The sequence below is a fragment of the Psychrobacter sp. JB193 genome, from assembly GCF_002285555.1.
GTDB classification, from domain to species: Bacteria; Pseudomonadota; Gammaproteobacteria; order Pseudomonadales; family Moraxellaceae; genus Psychrobacter; species Psychrobacter alimentarius.
Genome location: NZ_NRGY01000001.1, coordinates 1,481,347 through 1,502,369, shown reverse-complemented (window position 1 = coordinate 1,502,369; position 21,023 = coordinate 1,481,347). Strand labels below are relative to the sequence as shown.

Sequence of the window (21,023 nt, the reverse complement as noted above, 5' to 3'; positions counted from 1 at the left end):
TTTTGTGCCATTTATAAAGCGTTTACAACAGCTTGGTGACTTGTATTGCTCAGTTAACCCAGCTTATTTCTAATTTTATAGCAGTGACCAGATAGAAATGACAGCGCTTTGCGACAAAAGGAGTAAAACACGTGTTAAAACAACCTCTCAGCTTGCAGGGTATGCGTCACAATGCGATAATGACCTATAATTTGTAACCCTGATTTTGAGGTGCAGCGTGCTTGGCATTATGGCTGAGTATGATTCGCTTGCCTCTTCTATGCAGTCTATCGGAGTGTTAATGGCTCAATATATCTACACGATGAACAACGTGTCAAAACTTGTTCCCCCTAAACGTGAAATTCTCAAAAATATTAACCTGTCGTTTTTCCCTGGTGCCAAGATTGGTGTCTTAGGTATCAATGGTTCTGGTAAATCAACTTTGCTCCGTATTATGGCGGGTGTAGATACTGAGTTTAGCGGCGAAGCACGTGCGCAAGCAGGTACGAAAGTCGGTTATCTGCCGCAGGAACCACAGCTCGATGACAGCAAAGATGTCCGTGGTAACGTCGAAGACGGTATGCGCGAAGCATTAGATGCGCTGGCACGTTTAGATGCCATTTATGCAGAATATGCAGAGCCTGATGCTGATTTTGATAAGCTTGCAGAAGAGCAAGGCAAAATGGAAGACATCATTCAAGCATGGGATGCCCATAACCTAAACACGCAGCTAGAAAAAGCTGCTGATGCGCTACGCCTGCCACCATGGGATGCGGATGTAAGCAAATTGTCAGGTGGTGAAAAACGCCGCGTGGCATTGTGTCGTTTGCTGCTATCACGTCCTGATATGCTATTACTTGACGAACCGACCAACCATTTGGACGCTGAATCTGTCGCATGGCTTGAGCAGTTCTTACAGAACTATAGTGGTACGATTGTGGCCATTACCCATGACCGTTATTTCTTGGATAACGTTGCTCAGTGGATTTTGGAGCTTGACCGTGGCCATGGCTATCCGTATGAAGGTAACTATACTGAGTGGCTAGAGCAAAAGAACAACCGACTTGAGCAGCAAAACAAGCAAGAAGAATCTTTTGCTAAAGCACTGAAAAAAGAGCTTGAGTGGATTCGCAAAAACCAAAAAGGCCAACAAGCCAAGTCTAAGTCTCGTGTCCAGCGTTTTGAAGAGTTGAACTCAACCGAATTCCAAAAACGTAATGAGACGTCTGAGATTTATATTCCACCTGGTCCACGTCTGGGTAATAAAGTCATTGAAGTGAATGACATCTCCAAATCATTTGGTGATCGCCTGCTTTATAAAGACTTAAGCTTTAACGTACCAGCGGGTGCCATTGTTGGTATTATTGGTCCAAATGGTGCGGGTAAAACCACGCTATTTAACATGATTACCGAGCGCGACAAGCCAGATACTGGCTCAGTTGACTTGGGTGAAAGCGTAAAAGTGGCCTATGTCGGTCAGGTGCGTGACAATCTCGATGACAATAAAACCGTATGGGAAGAAGTTTCTGACGGCCTTGATATCATTACCGTTGGCGACTATACCACGCCAAGCCGCGCCTATATTGGTCGCTTTAACTTCAAAGGTTCAGATCAGCAAAAGCACGTTGGTCAACTATCAGGTGGTGAGCGTAACCGTCTGCAACTGGCGAAGACACTGAAACAAGGCGCAAACGTACTGCTACTCGATGAACCCTCAAACGATTTGGACATCGAAACCTTACGTGCGCTAGAGGATGCGATTCAAGTATTCCCAGGCACAGTCATGGTTGTTTCCCATGATCGCTGGTTCCTTGACCGTATTGCCACGCATATCTTGGCATTTGAAGATGAAGGCCCAGTCTGGTTTGACGGTAACTACACTGAGTTTGAAGCATATCGCAAAAAGACGATGGGTGACGATGCCAGTCCTAAGCGCATGAAATATAAAAAGATTTCCACCTAGGAGTTTGGCCTTAAAAGCTTAACTTTTGAGTAATAAAAAAGACCTCTAATGATTAGAGGTCTTTTTTTGCTGGATTTAATTGGCTATTTATTAGCGCTTACGCCCAAATTTACGCTGCTTTTTATTGCTAATCTCGGTAATCGCGTGAGTGATCTCGCTTTCATCCAAACTTGCCACCTGATGTAGGATTTGCATCATATCAGGCGTGAGGACATACTTGGCATGGTGCGCGATATCATTGATACGATGGTCAAAGGTCAACACACCCGTCTCTTCATCTTTTTGCAAGTAATCAAGACGAGTCAATGCACTGAGGAAACTTGTAAATAAAGCCCGATCGAAGAAATCAGGAATGTCATCGGCATAAAGTACAGACAAACGCTGTCCAAGCAGGTGGCATAAATCAACAACCTCGCTTTCGGTCAAATTGCCTGAGCCTTGCTGAGCGAGTAGAGCAAGCGTCATGAAATAACGCTCAAGGCTTTGACCAACTGGTGTTGCCAGCACTTGCAACTGCTGATAGCACTTGCTATTTGACTCAGGTACGCTGAGCTTACCATCACCAAGCTCTACAATCAGACCATGAGACAGTAAGGTGTCGACTTTTTTGTTGATAGTATCGGCTAAGCCATGCGCTGGATAGTATAAAAACAGCTCGCTTTGTAAGAATGGATATAGCTGCTCAGCGATACTGTCTAAGCGGCTGCGCTCCATACGACCGTTACGCGCGACCAGTGCTGCTAAGAAAGACAATAAAATAAAGACGTGCAGAATGTTATTACGGAAATAGCTCAGCAATGCCGCCTGCTTGCCTGCGATCTGAATAATATCGCCTAAAATATGTGGTGTGCGTTCGATGAGCTTGAGTTTGATACCATAATCAATGATTTGCTGCGGGCTCATGTCTGTGATGACGGTGTCATCTGAATACGCCAGCTGCTGAGCAAGGCCTTGATAAAGGGCGATTTGCTCGCGGCAGCTTTCCTCATCCAATGCTGCCTTGGGGGCAGAGAGCAGTACCAATGACAACAGCGATACTGGCGTGACCACCGCTGCTTTATTGATGTGCTGCATCACTTTGACACCAATGTTATCGACCATGGCACTGGTTTTGTCGTCTAATGGTGTATCGGTACGATCAGCAGGCAGACTATTAGCAGACACATCGAATTTTTGCATGAATTCGCTTAGATATAAAGGCTTACCAAAGCTTAAATGAACTGTACCAAAGATACGTTCAATTTTACGCCCCACCTTGAGCAGACCGATTAAAGATTCGGACTCTTTTGGTTTACCTTTTAGCTCGCCAACATACGTACCGCCTTCCATGATGCGCTCATAGCCGATATAAGTTGGAATGAATACCACAGGTTTATTGGTCTGACGCAATTGACTGTGTACGGTCATCGCTAGCATACCCATTTTAGGCGGTAGCAGGCGTCCTGAGCGCGAGCGACCCCCTTCAATGAAGTATTCAATCGGCGTGTTACGAGTAATGAGTGTATGCATGTACTCACGTAGAACCGCCGTGTAGAGTGCATTACCACGGAAACTACGACGTATATAAAAGGCAACAGCGCCCCGTAATAATGGCCCCAATACAGGGACATCCAAGTTGTCGCCCGCGGCGATGTAGGGAATACTAAGACCACTTTTATAAATCACATAAGACAGCAACAGATAGTCAACATGACTACGATGACAAGGCACATAAACCAGTTCGTAGTCAGTGGCAATCTCACGAACACGCTCGAAATGATGCACTTCTACGCCATCATACAATTGCGTCCATAACCAGGTTAAGAACTTATAAAAGCCTCGTACAATTGAGTGCGAATAGTCATTGACCATCTCATTGGCATACCCTTTGGCAAGCAAACGAGCATCGCGAACACTGGTGCCCGTCTTTTCGGCTTCCGCTTCTATGGCGTGCTTGATCGCTGGCGAATACACCAGCTTATCAACCAAATTGCGCCTGTCTGATAAGTCAGGACCCAACATACTGGCCCGTTGTTTGTCCAAATAAATCGTGAGCTGCTGCTGTATGGTACGCACCAACTCACGGTTACTGTCAGCGGTTGCGACCAATGCATAATGTGGTGTTGCAGCGGCGCCTTGTTTGCTGTCGCTATTGGTCGTGTTTTCTGATGGGTCTTTTAAGTCAGTGGTGACCGCATCGACGGGGTCAGAGTCTTCTGTATCGTCTTTAAGATGAGTGTGAATAATGGTGCGTAAATCTTGGGGTGGATGAAACTGGACGAAGGTATCACGCCCCATCACACCGATATTAAACAGCTGTTTTGTGATACTAGGATCTTCCCAGTTATCAGCTGTTAATAGTTTAAAGAGCGAATCTTCTTTTTCTGGCGCACGTCCCCATAAGATAGATACAGGCACCAAACGCACCTTCAGTTCTGGATATTGCAATACCGCAGACACGAGACGTGAAAGGCGCGGTGACAATGGCGTGTCTTTGGCATGAGGATGATTCAAAAAAACGATAGCCGCATTTTCTTTGATACGATGAGCGGAATCATTGACTCCAACCAATGCCGGTGGCAGGCGATGCTCTTGTGTCTGCAAATCGATCAAAATACTGTTTGAACGCGAATAATCTTGCAACACATAAAATATGAGTGTCTGATCGTCTGCATCGAACTCCGGCAGCTCCCCTAATAGTTTGGGTTTGACTGCGACGTCAAGTAACTGACCCGAGAGCTTACGGTAAAGCTGATTGATCGGGGCTTTTGCATAAGGCGTAGAGGTGACTGGATTGCCATCAGTTGTCGTGGCATCATCAGTCGTGGCTGGCGCTGTAAAAATCCGTTTTTTCAGGAACTTCGGTATCATAATCAGTATCAGAAATAGTCAAATATGTTGCGCTTATAATGCCATAAAAGCCATCAAAGCGATATATAGTGTCTGTATATACTGCTATTATTCATAGTGCCTAATAATCATATGGGGTATCCAATATGAATGAAGGGACTCAATATAAGCACAAAATGTTAGATAGACTTTTATTTGAAAAAGAAGCATTTTGGCTTAATAATGTGTGTGCCTAAAAACAATAAAGCCTATGTATGCTATTGCATTCATGCCAATAAAAGAAGGTAAACTATTATGACGCCAGCCGTCGATCTTGCCAAAAAACGTGGTCTTAATTACCAATTACACGAATATACTCATGACAGTCAGGCAACCTCTTTTGGCTTAGAAGCCGCAGAAAAGCTTGGCGTGGATGTCACGCAGGTTTTTAAAACTTTGGTGGTGTCGACAGAAACCAATGTACTTGCTGTCGCAATCTTACCAGTAGACAAGACGTTGAATTTTAAAAAAATGGCCAAGGCAGTGGGCTGTAAAAAGATCCAAATGGCAGATCACAAGCAAGTAGAACGTACTACTGGCTATGTATTGGGCGGCGTCAGTCCATTAGGACAAAAAAAGCGTTTGACGACGATCATCGATGACTCGGCACAAAGTTATGCCACCATCTATGTGAGTGGCGGTCGTCGAGGTTTAGAGATTGAGCTACCACCTGAGCAGCTATCAGCCACGCTTACTGCTCGCTTTGGTGCTATTACTGATGATTAAAAGACTAGCTATTAAAAGACTAGCTATTAAAAGATTAGTCGTTAACAGTTTATAAATTCAGTGGCATGTTGCTACTGATCTGTTGTTTTTTACTTGTACTTTATAAGGATATATCCATGCCGCATTTAACCATCCAAGCGACGCCCAATGTCAGTATTTCTCATGAAGAATCTTTACTCAAATTGTTGAACAAAGTGCTGTGGGACAGTGGACATTTTGGTAATCCAGCGGATATCAAGAGCCGTATCATACCGCTTGAGACGTTTTTGGTAGGGGTAGAAGATGATGAACAAACCAACGGCTTTATCTATGCCAGCTTAAAAATAATGACAGGCCGTGATTTGGTGATTCGCAATCAACTCGCAGAGCTATTGGTAAGCACGATAGAAAAAGAGTTAGGCCCAAAACAGTCAGGACGCGCCGCCTTACAAGTATGCGTTGAAGTCGAAGAAATCAGCGCGGTGTATCATAAAAAAATGCTGGGCAGTTAAACGTCCAAATGCTTTTGTTACCTAAAGCCTCTATCTGTCATTGATTGACCCAAATAAAAGCAGCCTGCTACAAAGTAGGCTGCTTTTATTTTTAGGATAGGTATTTCAAAATCACTATTTACATAGCGACTGACTGGCGTATTTAGGCAGTATCATGGTCTCTATTTTATAGCCTGCGGTTTTGCCTTGTGTTGCCATAAGGTTGCGTGCGATACGCAATCGATAATCACCCGTGGTTGGCAGACAGCCTTGATAAATGATGCCGCCTTTGGTGCCATCTTGTGTACCATTTGGCATATGTAATACACCCACATTGGCTGTTTCAGCCGTGCCCGCTAATGGCAAAATATTGATCACCGCATATTGTGAGCTGCCCGCCTGAAAACGATACCAGTGCTCATCTTCGTTGGGACTGAGCTTCCCAGTTGTCGTACTAGTAATAGCACCTTTTGCAAAGTGAATAGGGGTATCGCTATTTTTAGCAACGGCGCTATGGGCGGTGATAACGGCAAGCGCCGTACTGAGCAATAACGCTTGTATACCCTTTGATGCTAACGATACTGTTTGATGGTTAATGGATAACATGGTTGGCTCCTAACATGACAATCTGGTTATTGATATAAAAAAGGCAGTAAAAACTCGATTGCAGAGTCGTAAAACCATGGTGCTCTGATAAATATCGATTGTCTTTAGTAACTACGTAAGTGAATCAGCGTAAGCGAATCTACATAAGTAAATAAGCACTTAAGCAAATAGTGAGTGTTAATTGGGCACAAAAAAGCGCCTATGATTTAGGCGCTTTTTTATCAGTTATCGTATGACTTGTATGTGATTCTAGTCTAGAAAAGCAAAATGCTCGATTTCCATTGACGTCATGCTTTCACTTGGCGCCACCATTGCCTCAGCGTGACCAGACGTACGTGGTAAAAGCTTATCGAAATAGAACTCGGCAGTTTGGATTTTTGCTTGATAGAACTCTGGTGCTTCAGTGCCACCGTTTTTAAGCTTTTCATAAGCAATGGCTGCCATGCGTGCCCAGTGGTAACCCATCATGACGTAACCTGAGTACATTAAGAAATCATCAGAGGCTGCTGAGATGATTTCACGATCTTTACGCGCCATCAGCATCAAGCGTACCGTGAGGGTATTCCATTCAGCACATAGCTTGGTCAGTGCCCAAACAAATTTACGCATGTCTTTATCAAGGGCATACTCACCGCACCATTTCATGATGCTTGAGGTGTAATCACGGATGATTTTACCTTTAGACTGTAAAATAACCTTACGGCCTAATAGATCCAGTGCCTGTACGCCAGTCGTACCTTCGTACATGGTCGCAATACGAGCATCACGAGCGATTAGCTCCATACCCCACTCTTTGATATAGCCGTGACCGCCATAAATTTGCTGACCGTGCTTGGCTGCTTCAATACCCAGTTCAGTTAAAAAACCTTTTAGGATAGGGGTGTAAAAGCCTAGCTTGTCATCCCATTTTTCGAACTCTTCATCATCGCCATTAACGATACCCTGTGCCATTTTGTCCGCATAGCGCGCTGAATGGTAAATCATTGAGCGACCGCCTTCAGCAAAGGCTTTTTGCGTCAACAGCATACGGCGTACGTCAGCATGGTGAATGATAGCATCAGCCACTTTTTCAGGGTCTTTGGTGCCAGATAGCGTACGCATAGAACGACGTTCTTTTGCATAGGGTAGCGCGTTTTGGAAAGATAGTTCAGTGTGCGCTAGACCTTGGATACCAGTGCCGATACGAGCAGTGTTCATAAAGGTGAACATCGCTTTTAAGCCTTTGTGCGGTTCGCCAATTAGGTAGCCAGTAGCACCATCAAAGTTCAAGACACAGGTAGAAGAGGCGCTGATACCCATTTTGTGCTCGATTGAACCACACACAACCGCATTGCGCTCGCCAGATTCGCCTTCAGCATTCGGCGTGAATTTTGGTACGATAAATAGTGAGATACCGCGTGTGCCTTCTGGTGCATTTGGTAGGCGTGCTAAGACAATATGAATAATATTGTCTGTTAGGTCATGCTCACCGCTTGAGATAAAGATTTTGGTACCACTTATTTTATAGGTACCATCATCCTGCGGGATGGCTTTTGATTTTACTTGGCCCAGATCCGTACCACACTGTGGCTCAGTCAAACACATCGTACCTGCCCACGAGCCTTCGACCAACTTCGGTAGATAAAGAGCTTTTTGCTCATCCGTACCGTATTGCAGTAGCGTGTTGATACAGCCCGTTGATAGGCCAGAGTACATCGCCCATGGCCAGTTGGCAGTACCGATCATTTCAGCTTTTATCAAGTTAATTGACGTCGGTAAGTTCATCCCGCCGTATTCTTCGGGATACGAGATACCTTGCCAGCCGCCTTCTACAAACTGATTGTAAGCTTCTTTGAAGCCTTTTGGCGTGGTTACTTCGCCATTTTCAAAATGACAGCCTTCTTCATCGCCTGATTGATAGATAGGAGCGAGGACATTCTCAGAAAAGTCAGCCATGCCTTGTAGGATCATGTCAATCGTTTCAGGATCAGCGTTTTCACCGTTATCCAAGCTTTTGTAATGGGTTTGATAATCAAAGACATCATTAATCAAAAACTTGATATCACGTAAAGGTGCTTTGTAAGTTAACATAGTCGTTCTCTTTGGTTGGTTCGCTATCATAGACTTACGACGCAGTATTTGAGTCAAAATTCATGTCAGCGATGTGTCATTATTTTAAGTGAGATAGACAGTATATCGGTCGTCATATGGGTGGGTTATAAACAGCGAGTCCATAATGAGGGTCGTTGTTGTGATGTCCTTATCAAATATCGGCTGTTATGGCGTTGATATGATTATAGATCTTATAAAGCGATAAATATACAATTCATAACTATTATTCATGACTTTATATTATATTTATTACCTTTAGTTTTATTACGGTAAAAGTGTATCGTCAAAAACGATTTAGATAAACGGTTTAAGATGAGTAACAAGCCAAAGAGCAATAGACAAAATACATAAGGCAGACCCTCTATGAGCGAGTCAAAATCACACAAACAAACCTCCTAGTTGACCACGTTATTCACGCGTATTAAGGGGCTCATTGATGGTGAACTTGGGCATTTACTAACCGTCAATCGTAGCCGAAGACCCTGGCATATGCCTATTATTGCAGCGATTGCGATCAGTTTTCCTGTATTTGTGGGGGCTTACTTTGGTGATTTGTCCGCTGGAATCAAAGCATCACTGGGTTCGATGATTATTCTCAATTTGCCCTTGGTCGGTGGATTGCCTTATCGGTTAGTGACAGTGATGGCTTGGGGGTTTGCCATGATACTCAGCTTTGCGCTGGGTTTGATGGCGCAGCAAATCCCTGTACTCAGGCTGCCAGTTTTTATACTCATTGCGCTTAGTGTGGTGATGTTCGGTCGCTACTATAAGCAGCCGCCACCAGCAGGGCTGTTTACATTGATGGCAGGTGCCATTGCGCTGTTCATTCCTATACCTGTAGACCGAATACTCTCAGCAATAGGTCTGGTCTTGCTGGGTAGTGGGTCGTCGATGTTGCTCGCGCTACTGTATACGCTGTTTTTGCTCGCCACACGTCCTATTGGCCTTGCGCCTAGTTATCATTATGAGACAGATATGATCAGCGACAGTCTCATCGTGGTAGGGTTTGTGAGTGTGGCAATGGTCATCGCTGTGACGTTAGAGATGCAATATCCATATTGGGTGGCAATGAGCTGCTTTATTATTATTCAAGGCATCCAGCTGCGAACCATGTGGATCAAGCAATTGCACCGTATGTTGGGCACATTGGTGGGTATGGTGGTTGCCAGTTGGCTGCTGTCTTGGGGGCTGTCGACATGGGGTGTTGCCGTGGCTATATTATGTATGATGCTATTGATTGAGTCATTTGTCGATCAGCATTATGGGTTGGCGGTGATTTTTATTACACCCCTGACCATATTTATTGCTGAATATGGCAGTGGTTTGCCATTTTCTGAACAAGCCTATCAGTTGGTGATGCGTGCGCGTTTATACGACACAGCGATTGGGTGTATGGTGGGTTTGGCGGGTGGAGTTGTCATGCACTCGACCAATTTACGTGTGCCGTTACGGCGTATGGAAAATTGGCTACTGGCGCGTTTTTCATAAATGATGTGCTAGATAGTATGTGTCTAAAAAAGTACGCCAAAAAAAAGCGCATAGACTCAGTTTATGCGCTTTTTTGCGTACTTAGCATATAGACTGCTTAGCTTTTATTTAAGTCTTCTGTCGCTTTTGCAACATCAATAGGGTGGCCTGTCCAACGCTCAAAACTTAACGCCGCTTGTCCAATTAGCATGCCATAACCGTCAGAGGTCTGTGCCCCGCGAGCTTCAAAATGCTGCAAAAATGGTAGCGGACGCCCGTACATCAAGTCGTAGGCGTATTGGCAATTTAAATCATGGCGAAGCGGTAGTTTATCATCTGATAAGCCAATAGAAGTGGCATTGATGATAATATCAAATGATCCCTCTAGTTCTGCGGTGCTGCATGTTTTAATCTGCTGCTCACCAATAACAGTGCTGGCTGTGCTCAGTTCTTCAACCAGTTTTACCGCCTTGCTTACGGTTCGATTGGCGATGGTTACTGTTGCGATGCCTGACTCAATCAAGGGCAGTATGATACCGCGAACAGCGCCGCCGGCACCGATAATGGCAACGCGCGCGCATGTTAGTGGCCAGTTCAGACTTTTTATATGATTGACCAATCCTTGACCGTCGGTATTATCGCCATAAATAGCCTCTGCTAGCGGTACGCCCTTATCCAACAGAGCCTTGTTTAATAAGAGCGTATTGACTGCGCCTGCAATTTTGGCATGTTCTGACAAGCCGCCGCGCGCCGCACAGCACTCATAAGCAATTTGTTTGAATGGCACAGTGATATTGGCACCAGCGCCGCCGCCGCAAAAAAACGCCTCAACCACAGCGGTAAAACTGTCTGCATTATTGGGACAGTATTGACGTTGATAGCTGATATCCATGCCCGTTTGTGCGGCAAATAGCGTATGGATTTTGGGAGACTTACTATGGGCAATCGGATTGCCAATCACTATAAAATGCTGAGTCATAAATATTCCGCTAGCGGTGAGAGTCAAAACTCATGAATAAGAGCGTCGTTAAAGCTCACTTATCATAAGGGATACGGTGAGGTTTGACAAACCGGAGACGGAGCGAATAACCATTTGAATAAGCAAGAGGTTTTGATATGGAAGGTCCTTAACAAATCTGTACTCTCTGGGACCGTTATCCGTAACGTAAAGGGTAGTCAAGTGTTAAGCAGTTGGGTAAACTATAGATTGCAAAAAAATATGGGTCTGCTCTAGTGATGGTTCCGTTGTAAAAAGCTAAGAGCTAAACAAGCTTGTCAGTAAAAACATTGTTCATTATCAGCGGCTTCTTTGATCGCTCGTTAATACTATTTTGAGACCAATCTAAAAGTGTGAGTAAATTGTCCATGTGGAATAACAACCTGCAGACCTTAATGGTCGGTATGATAATGGCGGTTGGTGTATCGCTCAGTGGCTGTGACAATAGCCAAAGCGATGCCCAAAATCAAGATGCTAATGCAAACACTAGCGAGCAGGCAAGCGTCAATGATGCGCCAGCAAAAGACAGTGCTGCTGGGACTGCTGACTTAGATGGGGCAACTGCTGCGCAAGCCACACCGGTGAGATATGATGTTTCATCTTGGGGCTCGGGTGAGGTGACGCCGCTTGGTATTGACAAGCTAGAGGAGATTAAGTCGACTTTTGGTAAAGTGGTAAGCACCGATGAGAACAGCTTGGACTACGCCAGTAATGCGGCTACCAAATACCGTTTTATGAAGGCTGATGCGCCTTATTTGGACCTTATTGACTCTGAAAAATACTTGGAGCTTGGCTGGTACTACGCCAATCCTACTGACTCTGATAAAGAAAAAGAGCTCAGTCAAAACCATGCCAAAAAAGCATACAAAATTGCCCGTCAATTAATGGGTGATGAAGGCGGTAAGATGGTTGGTGATATGCTTAACAGTCAAATCACCAAAAATAAAGTGGTCGGCGGACAAAAAGTAGAACTGGCAAAATGTGAATTTTATAGCTGTATGCTGGTCATCAATAAATCTGAAGCGCCAGAAAATAATAGTTAAGCTGTGAGAGAAGCAATGCCGATGTCTAGCAGCTGGTTTTGTCTACACTCATCAGAAAATGAGACAGATCTTACGCACGCTACTTTGTCGTTAGACAACCGTGGACTGGCATATGGCGATGGTTTTTTTACCACCATGGGCGTGATTGACGGGCAGATACTGTGGTTGGATTATCATCATCAGCGTCTCATCTCCCATCAAAAAGCACTGCAACTCGACGTAGATAGCCGTTCCTTAATAACTGCGTTAACAACGCATGCTCAGCGCTTACAACAAGGGATACTCAAGCTAATCGTTGTGCGAGCCGCGCAAGCCGTTCGTGGGTATGGCTATACATTAAGCGCGTCTGGAAGCGCTTGTGATGTTTGGCTAAAATCCTCAGATATGGTGGTCGCAACTGATAAGCAGCTGTGCTTACCAGATGGGCGCTTCATTCCTATACAGCCAGTTAATCGAGCCATTTGCTTATCAGCACAAATTGCTTGCTTGCCGCCACCATTAGCAGGGTTAAAAAGTCTTAATCGGCTCGATACGGTGCTAGCAAGTGCTGAGCTACAACGCATCAAATCACACTCACTACCATCTGACTCATCGCACACTCCTGCACAGCCAAACATTGAAGAAGGGCTGCTGCGAGACATGAATGGCTGCTGGATTGAGGGCACGATGAGTAATGTGTTCTATCAGCTAGCGGATGCGCCTTTGGCAAACCCACAGTCTCTAGAGTCGAAAAACATCATTGGTACCGTCCAAGAGAACTCTAATTATCTGATGGCTGGTCAATGGTACACGCCTTCTTTGGCGCAATCGGGCGTTGCTGGCGTGATGCGACAAGTGATTATAGATGCTTTGTCCAATACAGCCTATCCAGTTATCATCAGGCCATTGCAAGATGATGATTTGCTACTTTTAAGGCGCTTGTTTTTTTGCAATGCCTTACGCGGTATCATGCCGATGGCTAATCTAACGTTATTGAATGAGAACGTAGTGACAATGGCGTGAAATGTGCGTGCAAAACGCTATTTTTTATCAAAAATATTGAATTTGGTATCTATCAAGTCATCGTAAAACAACTCAACGTCTTCCTTTCTATACATTGTCCGAGCTTGTAGAATGGCTGACGAATCATCTGTCGCCATTACTTCAACAATATGACTCATAGTTTCAACGATTTCTATTTGATAAGTGGTTAAGCCTACTTCGTTCGTCATGTGCCGTTCTCCCCTTAGCTAGATTTATTGTGCCTATGATCCTAGCAAAAAGAGCAAATACAAATGATCGTCTTCTGTAATCAAAAATGCAAAATGCTTAGTATAGTTTTCTATAGTTCCCGCGACTTATAAATTCAATAATACCCTTATCACGCAAGACTTGTAATTGCTGACGGATTTTATCCTTGATGTGATTGTTATTAGGATGTTTGAGCTGTAGCTCATCAGAAAAAGCATAAGCTTGAATGAGAGAAAAATGGATATCAAGTCTGTCAATACATTGCCATACATCCAGTGTCCAGCCACGCGAAGTACTAGATTGCTCACGTAAAAACAAGGTTTTTTGAAATTGCTGTGTGACGTTATCACGAGGTATCACATGCTGGTCTTTTACTAAAAAGATTTTTCCCGATTCTGGTACGTGTCGTAAGTCGATATTGCAGCCGATCCAACCTGCACGTTTGGCCGTTGCTGATAAAGGATTGCGTTTAATAATGATATCAGGTGTAAAAAAGTGCTTAGGAATAATCATAAAATTATTTACCGTCAGCGCTTTTGAGTATGTCAAAAAAAAGAAGCTTGGATTGTCGTCGCTATTGATACGCTCAATCATTGTCTTATAAGCGCCATCGTTAATAATATTGCTTAAGGTCGCTTTTTTACTTTTTAGCTCATATTGCTCAGTACAGGTCGAGCAATAAAAGTCAGCAACAGGTTTCCCATTCGCAAATTCTCTTAGCGGCTGGGTGTTACAATTCGGGCAGTAGCCATTATTTTTGACCCAAGCTTCGCTCAGCACACGAATAATCTGCGCTTGAGAGTGATAATTTTTGGCAAGACGTTGATCAAAATGTAGATTCATAATAGCTTTTTTATTAAAAGAGGGTCGCAAAAGCACCTGTCGAAATTGAGAATATGAAGCCATGTTGCTTAGTGCCAGTATCCAGTTAATTCACAAGCTAAGCAAATACCATTGAAAATGCCACGGTTCAGTGCTAAATTCTAGCAAACATCTGCCTCGCGAGTTGCCATGAGTAAGCCTACATCTGAAACGCCTCCTGAACGTCCTAATGATACCTCATCAAATCAACAAGATAGTAATGTTGGTCAACGTGCTGATACCACGCCCACAGACTCAGATGTGCCTGCCGTAGAAGAAGTAAAGGGTAAACCTGCGACAGATGTCTCACTCATCAGTGGTGATAATAAGCCGCGTAAGTATAAAACGGACAACCAATCGTTTTTTATGCAGCGCGGCTATCAAATATTGCTTGTGCTTGGACTCATTGCGGCGTTTTTCTTAGTCATGGTGTATCAGACATTGTTTGGACGCATCGATCAGCCACAAAAAATGGTCACGATTGAGAAAGGTCAGACCTATTATGGTTTGCTACCGCAGTGGCAACAGCAGATACCTCTATTTTCTGCCAGTATTGCTAAGCTATATATCAAGTCGCAAGTCGATGCGCCGCTACATGCAGGGATTTACCAACTACCAGAAAATCCGACCATGGCTGAGGCGCTGCAAGTGCTCGAACAAGGCGCAAAAGCAGCCATGGTAAAAGTACAGATCATCGAAGGCAAAACATCTAAAGACTTATATCAATCGCTACGTGACAATCCGGGTATCAAAAAAGAAGTACTGACTGCCGATAGTGACAATGCCAGTATCGCAAAAGCACTGGATTTGGCTGGTATATTGCCAGATGAGGTGGTCAACAGTAATGATCCTATCGTCAATCACAATCTTGAAGGTTGGTTTGCTCCGGATACTTACTATTATGGTGAAGGTACCAGCGACAAACAGGTATTGACGGATTTATACAAACGTCAGCAGCAAGCACTGACGGACGCTTGGGAAAATCGTGCCCCAGATTTGCCATATAAGAGTCCTTATGAAGCCTTAGTCATGGCATCTATTATCGAAAAAGAGACCAGCGTGCCTGACGAGCGTCCTTTGGTATCAGCGGTGTTTAATAACCGTATGAATAAAGGCATGCGTATGCAAACGGACCCGACCATTATTTATGGGATGGGAAGTCGTTATGAGGGCAATATTCGCCGCCGCGACATCGATGAGAAAACGTCGTATAATACGTATCAAATTGATGGTTTGCCGCCAACGCCAATCGCATTGCCTTCTGCCTCTGCTATTGAAGCAACCTTACATCCAGCCGATAGCGATGCCTTGTACTTTGTCGCCACTGGTACAGGTGGGCACAAATTTACCAATAGCTTAGATGCGCACAATCAAGCCGTAAAAGAGTATTTGGGTGTCATGCGTGAAAAGAGATCGCAAACACCGCCGCAGTAAGTTATTTTTTTAGTCATTGTTTATCAAGCAACCTATCATTTAATGAGCGTTATAACAGCACATATAACGCTCATTAATGGCAAAAGGTCATACCATGTCAGTCTCTTTGCAAGCCGATTCTTCCTTATCCACTCATGTCTCATCTAACTTACCGAAAACGTCACACGTGACCAATCAAGGTCGCTTCATTAGTTTTGAAGGCACTGAAGGTGTGGGTAAAACCACAGCGATTGAACAATTATGCTCACGCTTGCAGGAAAATGGCATCGACTATCTGCGTACTCGTGAGCCCGGTGGTAGTCCGTTTGCAGAGCGTCTACGTGAGATATTATTAGATCCAGCCACCGATATTACGGACGATACTGAGCTATTACTGTTATTTGCTGCGCGCTGCGATCACATGCAGCAAGTCATTTTGCCAGCGTTGCAGCGTGGTGTATGGGTGATCTGTGACAGATTTACTGATTCGACCATTGCTTATCAAGGGTTTGGACGCGGACATGGCGATGATGTTATGCGTGCTAAGATCGAGGGGCTGATCAGTCAGTTTGTGCTACAACTACCTGATTTGACATTGTGGTTAGATTTGCCAGTATTAGAAGGAATGGCACGCGCTAACAAACGCGGTGCTGCTGATCGGTTTGAGCAGCAAGCCACCGAGTTTTTTACGTGGGTTCATAAAGGGTTCAGCGAGCTTGCTAACGACTATCCTATGCGAATACAGCGTATTGATGCGTCAGGCAGTGCAGATGAGGTTGGTGTGCGAATTTGGCAGATGGTACAAGAAAAACTGCTTGCCCAATAGCAACCTTTAAAAAAATAACAGCCTTGAAGAAGCATAGTAAGATTAAAAGCCTTGTGTCAGAAGCAGCATAAAAAAGCCCCAACATTACGTTGAGGCTTTTTTCGTTATAAGCATTTTATGTAGAAACTTTTAACGTTTGTCTGCGTTGCTTGAGTCTTTTTTCTCAGGCTCTTTTTGTTCAGACGTTTTAGGACTATCAACGTCTGCACTAGCTGTATTGTCTTGACCAGAATCAGGCAGGCGATTTGGGTCAAGGCCTCCTTTTTTGTTTTTTGGGGCATTGCCATTACCATTGGTACTACTGCCAGAGGTTTTGGTCTTCGACGTCGCTGTTGAGTTGGCGGACATCACGCCTTTATTCGCAGGGTTAGTAGAGGCATCTTTTGACTCTGTCGCTTTATCCTTAGAGGATGTTACGGTGTCCGATAAAGTCTCTGAGCTGCTTGGTTTTGGCGATGCATCATTGCTTATGTTTTGCTCACCGTCTTTTTCTATATTTGCCACAGACTCTTGCGCTGCTGCTTGAGCACTGATATCGCTCAGCTCCTTTTCTTTACGCTTTTCAGGCGCTTTGGATTTGGATTCAAAGCTGGCATCGGCTGCCATTCGCGCTTGCTCTTGCTTTGGGGTGACATCTACAGGCTTTGGCTGTACTTCATCCTCGACCACCAGTGAGATAAGCTTGCGATCGCGTGGCACATTGCCATCGAATTTATCGGTAATAACGTGCAACTTACCTTCTTTGTCAATAGTATAGAGCGGCACAAATTGTTTGTTATCTGCCTTATACTGCTCAAAACTATAACTGTCTGTAATGTTGGTGATTTTGATACGGGCCTTTTTTGACAGCATACTAGCAAGCTTGGTATAAGTCACATCTTTGCCAAACAGCCACTGCGAATGGAAGTTTGATTGCTTGTCATCACGCTCACTTCTGGCTTTTTCGTCGCTGAATTTGAGACGATACAGTTTACGCTCACCAAATTCATGACGGTAATGAATCTCAGACAAGGTGTTCATCTCTTTATCCATACTCATGGCAAATAAACGACCAATACCGATCAGGTCAAGGTGTCGATCAGCATGATCAGAGATGGGATTACCAAAATAAGTACGTAGCCCACTCATGCGAGCGCGGGCAATATTGGTATAGTTGTTGTGGGCGACAATGACGTCAAAACCTTGATCTTTCAAAGAGCTGGCCACCAAAAGGGCAATAGGGTTTGAGCCGACAATCAGAATACCGTTGGTTTCAGGCTCACGTACGCCCAGCAAATTACCGACTACCTTTGCACCCAAGCCCTGAATCATGACCGTACCGATAATGACCATAAAGACGAGCGGCACTAATAACTCAACCCCTTGAATATCATACTCTTGCAAACGAATGGCAAATAACGACGAGATGGCAGCCGCGACGATACCACGTGGCCCAATCCAGCTAATCATGAATTTTTCACTGGTTTTGAGGTTTGAGCCGATCGAAGAGGCCCACACAGATAGCGGACGCGCCACGAACATGACAATAACGAGTAATACTAAGCCTGCAAAACCAACACTGAGCAAGCTTGCCAACTCCACACGAGCTGCAAGAATGATAAAGAGCACTGAAATCAGAAGAATGGTCAAAGACTCATTAAACTCTAAAATGGTCTCGCGTGGAAATTTTGGCCAATTTGCCAAGGCAACACCCAGTACCGTGACGGTTAAAAGACCTGATTCGTGTTCTAAGTGATTGGAGACCGAAAACAATACCAGCACAAAGGCAAGCGTAAACACATTACGCAAAAACTCAGGAATCATGTGACGGCGCATCAGAAACGCCAACAGCCAAGCACCAGCCATACCAAGTGCGGTCGCCAATACCACGATTTTAGCAAACAGTAAGATACTGCTGGCTTCGCCGCCTGAAATAATGTACTCATAGACCAATACCACGGCAATGGCGCCGATTGGGTCAATGATGATGCCTTCCCATTTTAGGATATTAGATATCGTTTTATTGGGACGCACACTACGCAGTAGAGGCATAATAACGGTTGGGCCTGTGACACAGACCAGCGCACCGAACAATAGAGCGACCAATGGGTCCACATCGAATAACAAGTACGTCGATAGGGCAACGATAGCAATGGTAATCAGAACGCCAACTGAGACTAGCATCTGCACAACCGTGCCATGCTGTTTGATCTCATCGAACTCCAATGTCAGTGAGCCTTCAAACAGGATAATGGCCACACCCAAAGAGATGAAAGGAAACATGAGTTCCCCAAGCACCAAATCAGGGTCGAAAACGCCTAATACGGGTCCTACAATAATGCCAATTAGCAATAAAAATAAAATGGACGGTTGCTTTAAATACCAAGCCAACCATTGGGCGGCAATACCAATCCCAACCACGCCAGATAATAATAGGGCGGTATCCATAAGTTGATCCTTTTATAATCTTGTCATATTTTATATCTATCAATCGTTTTTATAGAAAAACTGTCGCCAGTCGCGTGATAATTAGAGCGTCTGTTGATAATGGCATCTTTTTATAAAGTCTGAGCTACAACAATGATAGCCATCATGAATCACAACATGAGCTAAATATGATATATATACTATAAAGTAGTAGAGACAAAAGCATTCCCGAACATATAACGCCATTTTAGAAATGCAAAAGATGAAAAATAAGAGTGATGATCGTCAATTTGATAAACTTACTGTCAGTAAATTCAACGTTTGTTTTTTGAGAAATTATTTGGCTGCTATCATACCATGATTTTATTTCTTACCTATCATGATAGGAATTACCACCGTATCAGCACGAATACTTTGTAACTGCAAAAGCGTGAGTAAGAATAAACAGCCTCAACGATATCAATAACTGATCTAATAAAACGCTAAACAGAGCGAAAGCTATGCAGGCGACATTATCTAAGATCACTTTAGCTTATACAAGTCACGACCAATAACAGCCAATATGGCCCTTAATAATAATTGACCATTCATGCAGAGGACGATATGCCTATCACTATATTCAAAGCGCGCACTAAACTTAGTATGCAACATTGGTTACGCCGCAGTGCATTGGCGCTTGCTGTTGGCACAGCGATGGCAACTGGCATCACTGCAACGACCTTGACTTCTGCTCAAGCCGCCGTAACCACTGCGGATTTTTCTAATCTCGTACAACAAGTCACGCCTGCGGTTGCACGCGTCAACGTCACAAAAACAGTCAGTGAGGAGGAGCTTGCAAAAGCGCAAACGGCCGAATTATTGCGACAATTCTTTGGTGATCGCCTACGTATTCCAGATCAGGCCACCACACCAGCGGTTGAGCATGCTTATGGCACGGCTTTTTTTGTGACTTCTGATGGCTATATGCTGACCAATCATCATGTGATAGAAGGGGCTGATAAAATCACGGTCACGCTTAATGACAGAACAGAGCTGGATGTGACTTTGGTGGGTAGTGATGAGCGCTCAGATGTGGCAGTACTTAAGGTGGCAGGCAGTAAGTTCCCAGCGCTGCCAATTGGGGATTCAAATGCGCTAAAAGTAGGGGAGCCTGTACTCGCTATTGGTTCGCCATTCGGTTTTGATTATTCAGCATCAGCGGGCATTGTCAGTGCCAAATCACGCAGCTTTTCACGCGAGATCAGTGTACCTTTTATCCAAACCGATGTGGCACTCAACCCTGGCAATTCAGGTGGTCCATTGTTTAACCAGCGCGGTGAAGTGATTGGTATTAACTCACGTATCTTCAGTGGTACTGGGGGCTATATGGGGCTGTCCTTCTCGATTCCGATTGATGCTGCCATGGATATTTATGAGCAGATAAAAACGAACGGAGAAGTGGCGCGCGCCTATATGGGTATTTATCCTCAAGATATTGATCGCAATTTGGCAGAAGCTTACAATTTAGTACGTCCGCAAGGGGCATTATTGACCCGTGTCTCTCCAGATTCACCCGCTCAAAAAGCAGGTTTAAAATCGGGCGATATCATTTTGCAATATAATGATGTACAAATTATGCGTGCCTCAGACTTACTCAATCTGCTAAATCGTGCAAAACCCAGCGATACATTTCGCGCCCAAATCCAACGTAACGGTCAGCAGATGACAGTGAGTGGCAAGCTTACTTATGCACCCGATGACGTGCGAGCACAAGGTGGCGATCAGCAAAGTAACGATATACAACTGGGTTTGCGTCTACGTAACCTAACAGCCGATGAACAAGCAGAAATCAGTGTAGACAAAAGCTCAGGTATCTTGGTGACCACCGTTGATCCAACTGGTTTGGCAGCGCGATCTGGTATCATGGCAGGCGATGTGATTACCAATTTCCACCAAAAACCAATTAGAAAAGTGGCAGATTTTTCAAGTGCGATCTCATCATTACCCAAAAAAGGTGTGGTGACTATTGAGGTTATTCGTCAAGGTGTGCCTGGTATTATCGGTCTGCGCATTGAGTAAGTAAAGCTGTCGCAGATGC

16 protein-coding genes are annotated in these 21,023 nt (G+C 44.4%); 9 read left to right on the top strand and 7 right to left on the bottom strand.

What is annotated here, in order from left to right; genetic code table 11:
* Positions 1–280 precede the first annotated feature (280 nt).
* Positions 281–1,942: an energy-dependent translational throttle protein EttA gene (gene ettA, locus CIK80_RS06515; RefSeq protein WP_062845788.1), complete on the top strand. Its 1,662-nt coding sequence runs from the start codon at positions 281–283 to the stop codon at positions 1,940–1,942.
* A gap of 90 nt (positions 1,943–2,032) precedes the next feature.
* Here ettA and plsB read toward each other — a convergent pair whose 3' ends face one another.
* On the bottom strand, positions 2,033–4,792 hold the full coding sequence (gene plsB, locus CIK80_RS06510) for a glycerol-3-phosphate 1-O-acyltransferase PlsB (RefSeq protein ID WP_095569304.1): 2,760 nt from the start codon (positions 4,790–4,792) through the stop codon (positions 2,033–2,035).
* A 273-nt stretch (positions 4,793–5,065) separates the two neighbouring features.
* Here plsB and ybaK point away from each other — a divergent pair, with 273 nt between their 5' ends.
* Positions 5,066–5,536 carry a Cys-tRNA(Pro) deacylase gene (gene ybaK / locus CIK80_RS06505; RefSeq protein ID WP_095569303.1) on the top strand — a complete coding sequence of 157 codons (471 nt, stop codon included), beginning with the start codon at positions 5,066–5,068 and terminating at the stop codon, positions 5,534–5,536.
* A 116-nt stretch (positions 5,537–5,652) separates the two neighbouring features.
* The gene (locus CIK80_RS06500) at positions 5,653–6,027 is read left to right on the top strand and encodes a 5-carboxymethyl-2-hydroxymuconate Delta-isomerase (RefSeq protein ID WP_095569302.1); all 375 of its coding nucleotides are present in this window, start codon (positions 5,653–5,655) and stop codon (positions 6,025–6,027) included.
* 114 nt (positions 6,028–6,141) lie between these two features.
* Here CIK80_RS06500 and CIK80_RS06495 read toward each other — a convergent pair whose 3' ends face one another.
* Positions 6,142–6,612 carry a hypothetical protein gene (locus CIK80_RS06495; RefSeq protein WP_095569301.1) on the bottom strand — a complete coding sequence of 157 codons (471 nt, stop codon included), beginning with the start codon at positions 6,610–6,612 and terminating at the stop codon, positions 6,142–6,144.
* Between the two features lie 249 nt (positions 6,613–6,861).
* Complete coding sequence (locus CIK80_RS06490) at positions 6,862–8,682, bottom strand: acyl-CoA dehydrogenase C-terminal domain-containing protein (RefSeq protein ID WP_095569300.1); 1,821 nt, start codon at positions 8,680–8,682, stop codon at positions 6,862–6,864.
* A gap of 510 nt (positions 8,683–9,192) precedes the next feature.
* Between CIK80_RS06490 and CIK80_RS06485 the strand changes: the two genes are divergently transcribed.
* Positions 9,193–10,191 carry an FUSC family protein gene (locus CIK80_RS06485; RefSeq protein ID WP_095569299.1) on the top strand — a complete coding sequence of 333 codons (999 nt, stop codon included), beginning with the start codon at positions 9,193–9,195 and terminating at the stop codon, positions 10,189–10,191.
* A gap of 97 nt (positions 10,192–10,288) precedes the next feature.
* On the opposite strand, the gene aroE is transcribed toward CIK80_RS06485, so the two are convergent.
* Positions 10,289–11,149, bottom strand: coding sequence for a shikimate dehydrogenase (aroE, locus tag CIK80_RS06480; protein ID WP_095569298.1), 861 nt, complete (start codon positions 11,147–11,149; stop codon positions 10,289–10,291).
* Between the two features lie 386 nt (positions 11,150–11,535).
* On the opposite strand from aroE, the gene CIK80_RS06475 reads away from it, so the two are divergent.
* Both CIK80_RS06475 and CIK80_RS06470 read left to right on the top strand, forming a co-directional pair.
* The gene (locus CIK80_RS06475) at positions 11,536–12,210 is read left to right on the top strand and encodes a hypothetical protein (RefSeq protein ID WP_095569297.1); all 675 of its coding nucleotides are present in this window, start codon (positions 11,536–11,538) and stop codon (positions 12,208–12,210) included.
* A gap of 15 nt (positions 12,211–12,225) precedes the next feature.
* Positions 12,226–13,212, top strand: a complete 987-nt coding sequence (locus CIK80_RS06470) for an aminotransferase class IV (RefSeq protein WP_095569296.1) — start codon at positions 12,226–12,228, stop codon at positions 13,210–13,212.
* 17 nt (positions 13,213–13,229) lie between these two features.
* Here CIK80_RS06470 and CIK80_RS06465 read toward each other — a convergent pair whose 3' ends face one another.
* Both CIK80_RS06465 and CIK80_RS06460 read right to left on the bottom strand, forming a co-directional pair.
* Positions 13,230–13,421 (bottom strand): DpnD/PcfM family protein, encoded by a 192-nt coding sequence (locus tag CIK80_RS06465; RefSeq protein WP_095569295.1) that lies wholly within the window; start codon positions 13,419–13,421, stop codon positions 13,230–13,232.
* A 97-nt stretch (positions 13,422–13,518) separates the two neighbouring features.
* Positions 13,519–14,283: a DpnI domain-containing protein gene (locus CIK80_RS06460; RefSeq protein ID WP_095569294.1), complete on the bottom strand. Its 765-nt coding sequence runs from the start codon at positions 14,281–14,283 to the stop codon at positions 13,519–13,521.
* 168 nt (positions 14,284–14,451) lie between these two features.
* On the opposite strand from CIK80_RS06460, the gene mltG reads away from it, so the two are divergent.
* Positions 14,452–15,735 (top strand): endolytic transglycosylase MltG, encoded by a 1,284-nt coding sequence (gene mltG, locus CIK80_RS06455; RefSeq protein WP_095569293.1) that lies wholly within the window; start codon positions 14,452–14,454, stop codon positions 15,733–15,735.
* Between the two features lie 94 nt (positions 15,736–15,829).
* Positions 15,830–16,540 carry a dTMP kinase gene (gene tmk, locus CIK80_RS06450; protein WP_095569547.1) on the top strand — a complete coding sequence of 237 codons (711 nt, stop codon included), beginning with the start codon at positions 15,830–15,832 and terminating at the stop codon, positions 16,538–16,540.
* Between the two features lie 129 nt (positions 16,541–16,669).
* Here tmk and CIK80_RS06445 read toward each other — a convergent pair whose 3' ends face one another.
* Entirely contained in the window at positions 16,670–18,967 is a 2,298-nt protein-coding gene (locus CIK80_RS06445; protein WP_095569292.1) for a cation:proton antiporter, read from the bottom strand.
* Between the two features lie 582 nt (positions 18,968–19,549).
* On the opposite strand from CIK80_RS06445, the gene CIK80_RS06440 reads away from it, so the two are divergent.
* Positions 19,550–21,004: a Do family serine endopeptidase gene (locus CIK80_RS06440; RefSeq protein WP_095569291.1), complete on the top strand. Its 1,455-nt coding sequence runs from the start codon at positions 19,550–19,552 to the stop codon at positions 21,002–21,004.
* The last annotated feature ends 19 nt before the right edge of the window (positions 21,005–21,023 follow it).

Bases quoted from the DNA above. Each gene is read 5' to 3' on its own strand.
- CIK80_RS06495 (WP_095569301.1), bottom strand. From the start codon at position 6,612: ATGTTATCCATTAACCATCAAACAGTATCGTTAGCATCAAAGGGTATA.
- CIK80_RS06490 (WP_095569300.1), bottom strand. From the start codon at position 8,682: ATGTTAACTTACAAAGCACCTTTACGTGATATCAAGTTTTTGATTAAT.
- tmk (WP_095569547.1), top strand. From the start codon at position 15,830: ATGTCAGTCTCTTTGCAAGCCGATTCTTCCTTATCCACTCATGTCTCA.
- CIK80_RS06470 (WP_095569296.1), top strand. From the start codon at position 12,226: ATGCCGATGTCTAGCAGCTGGTTTTGTCTACACTCATCAGAAAATGAG.
- CIK80_RS06500 (WP_095569302.1), top strand. From the start codon at position 5,653: ATGCCGCATTTAACCATCCAAGCGACGCCCAATGTCAGTATTTCTCAT.
- CIK80_RS06485 (WP_095569299.1), top strand. From the start codon at position 9,193: ATGCCTATTATTGCAGCGATTGCGATCAGTTTTCCTGTATTTGTGGGG.
- CIK80_RS06460 (WP_095569294.1), bottom strand. From the start codon at position 14,283: ATGAATCTACATTTTGATCAACGTCTTGCCAAAAATTATCACTCTCAA.
- CIK80_RS06465 (WP_095569295.1), bottom strand. From the start codon at position 13,421: ATGACGAACGAAGTAGGCTTAACCACTTATCAAATAGAAATCGTTGAA.
- plsB (WP_095569304.1), bottom strand. From the start codon at position 4,792: ATGATACCGAAGTTCCTGAAAAAACGGATTTTTACAGCGCCAGCCACG.
- ettA (WP_062845788.1), top strand. From the start codon at position 281: ATGGCTCAATATATCTACACGATGAACAACGTGTCAAAACTTGTTCCC.
- ybaK (WP_095569303.1), top strand. From the start codon at position 5,066: ATGACGCCAGCCGTCGATCTTGCCAAAAAACGTGGTCTTAATTACCAA.
- CIK80_RS06475 (WP_095569297.1), top strand. From the start codon at position 11,536: ATGTGGAATAACAACCTGCAGACCTTAATGGTCGGTATGATAATGGCG.
- CIK80_RS06440 (WP_095569291.1), top strand. From the start codon at position 19,550: ATGCCTATCACTATATTCAAAGCGCGCACTAAACTTAGTATGCAACAT.
- aroE (WP_095569298.1), bottom strand. From the start codon at position 11,149: ATGACTCAGCATTTTATAGTGATTGGCAATCCGATTGCCCATAGTAAG.
- mltG (WP_095569293.1), top strand. From the start codon at position 14,452: ATGAGTAAGCCTACATCTGAAACGCCTCCTGAACGTCCTAATGATACC.
- CIK80_RS06445 (WP_095569292.1), bottom strand. From the start codon at position 18,967: ATGGATACCGCCCTATTATTATCTGGCGTGGTTGGGATTGGTATTGCC.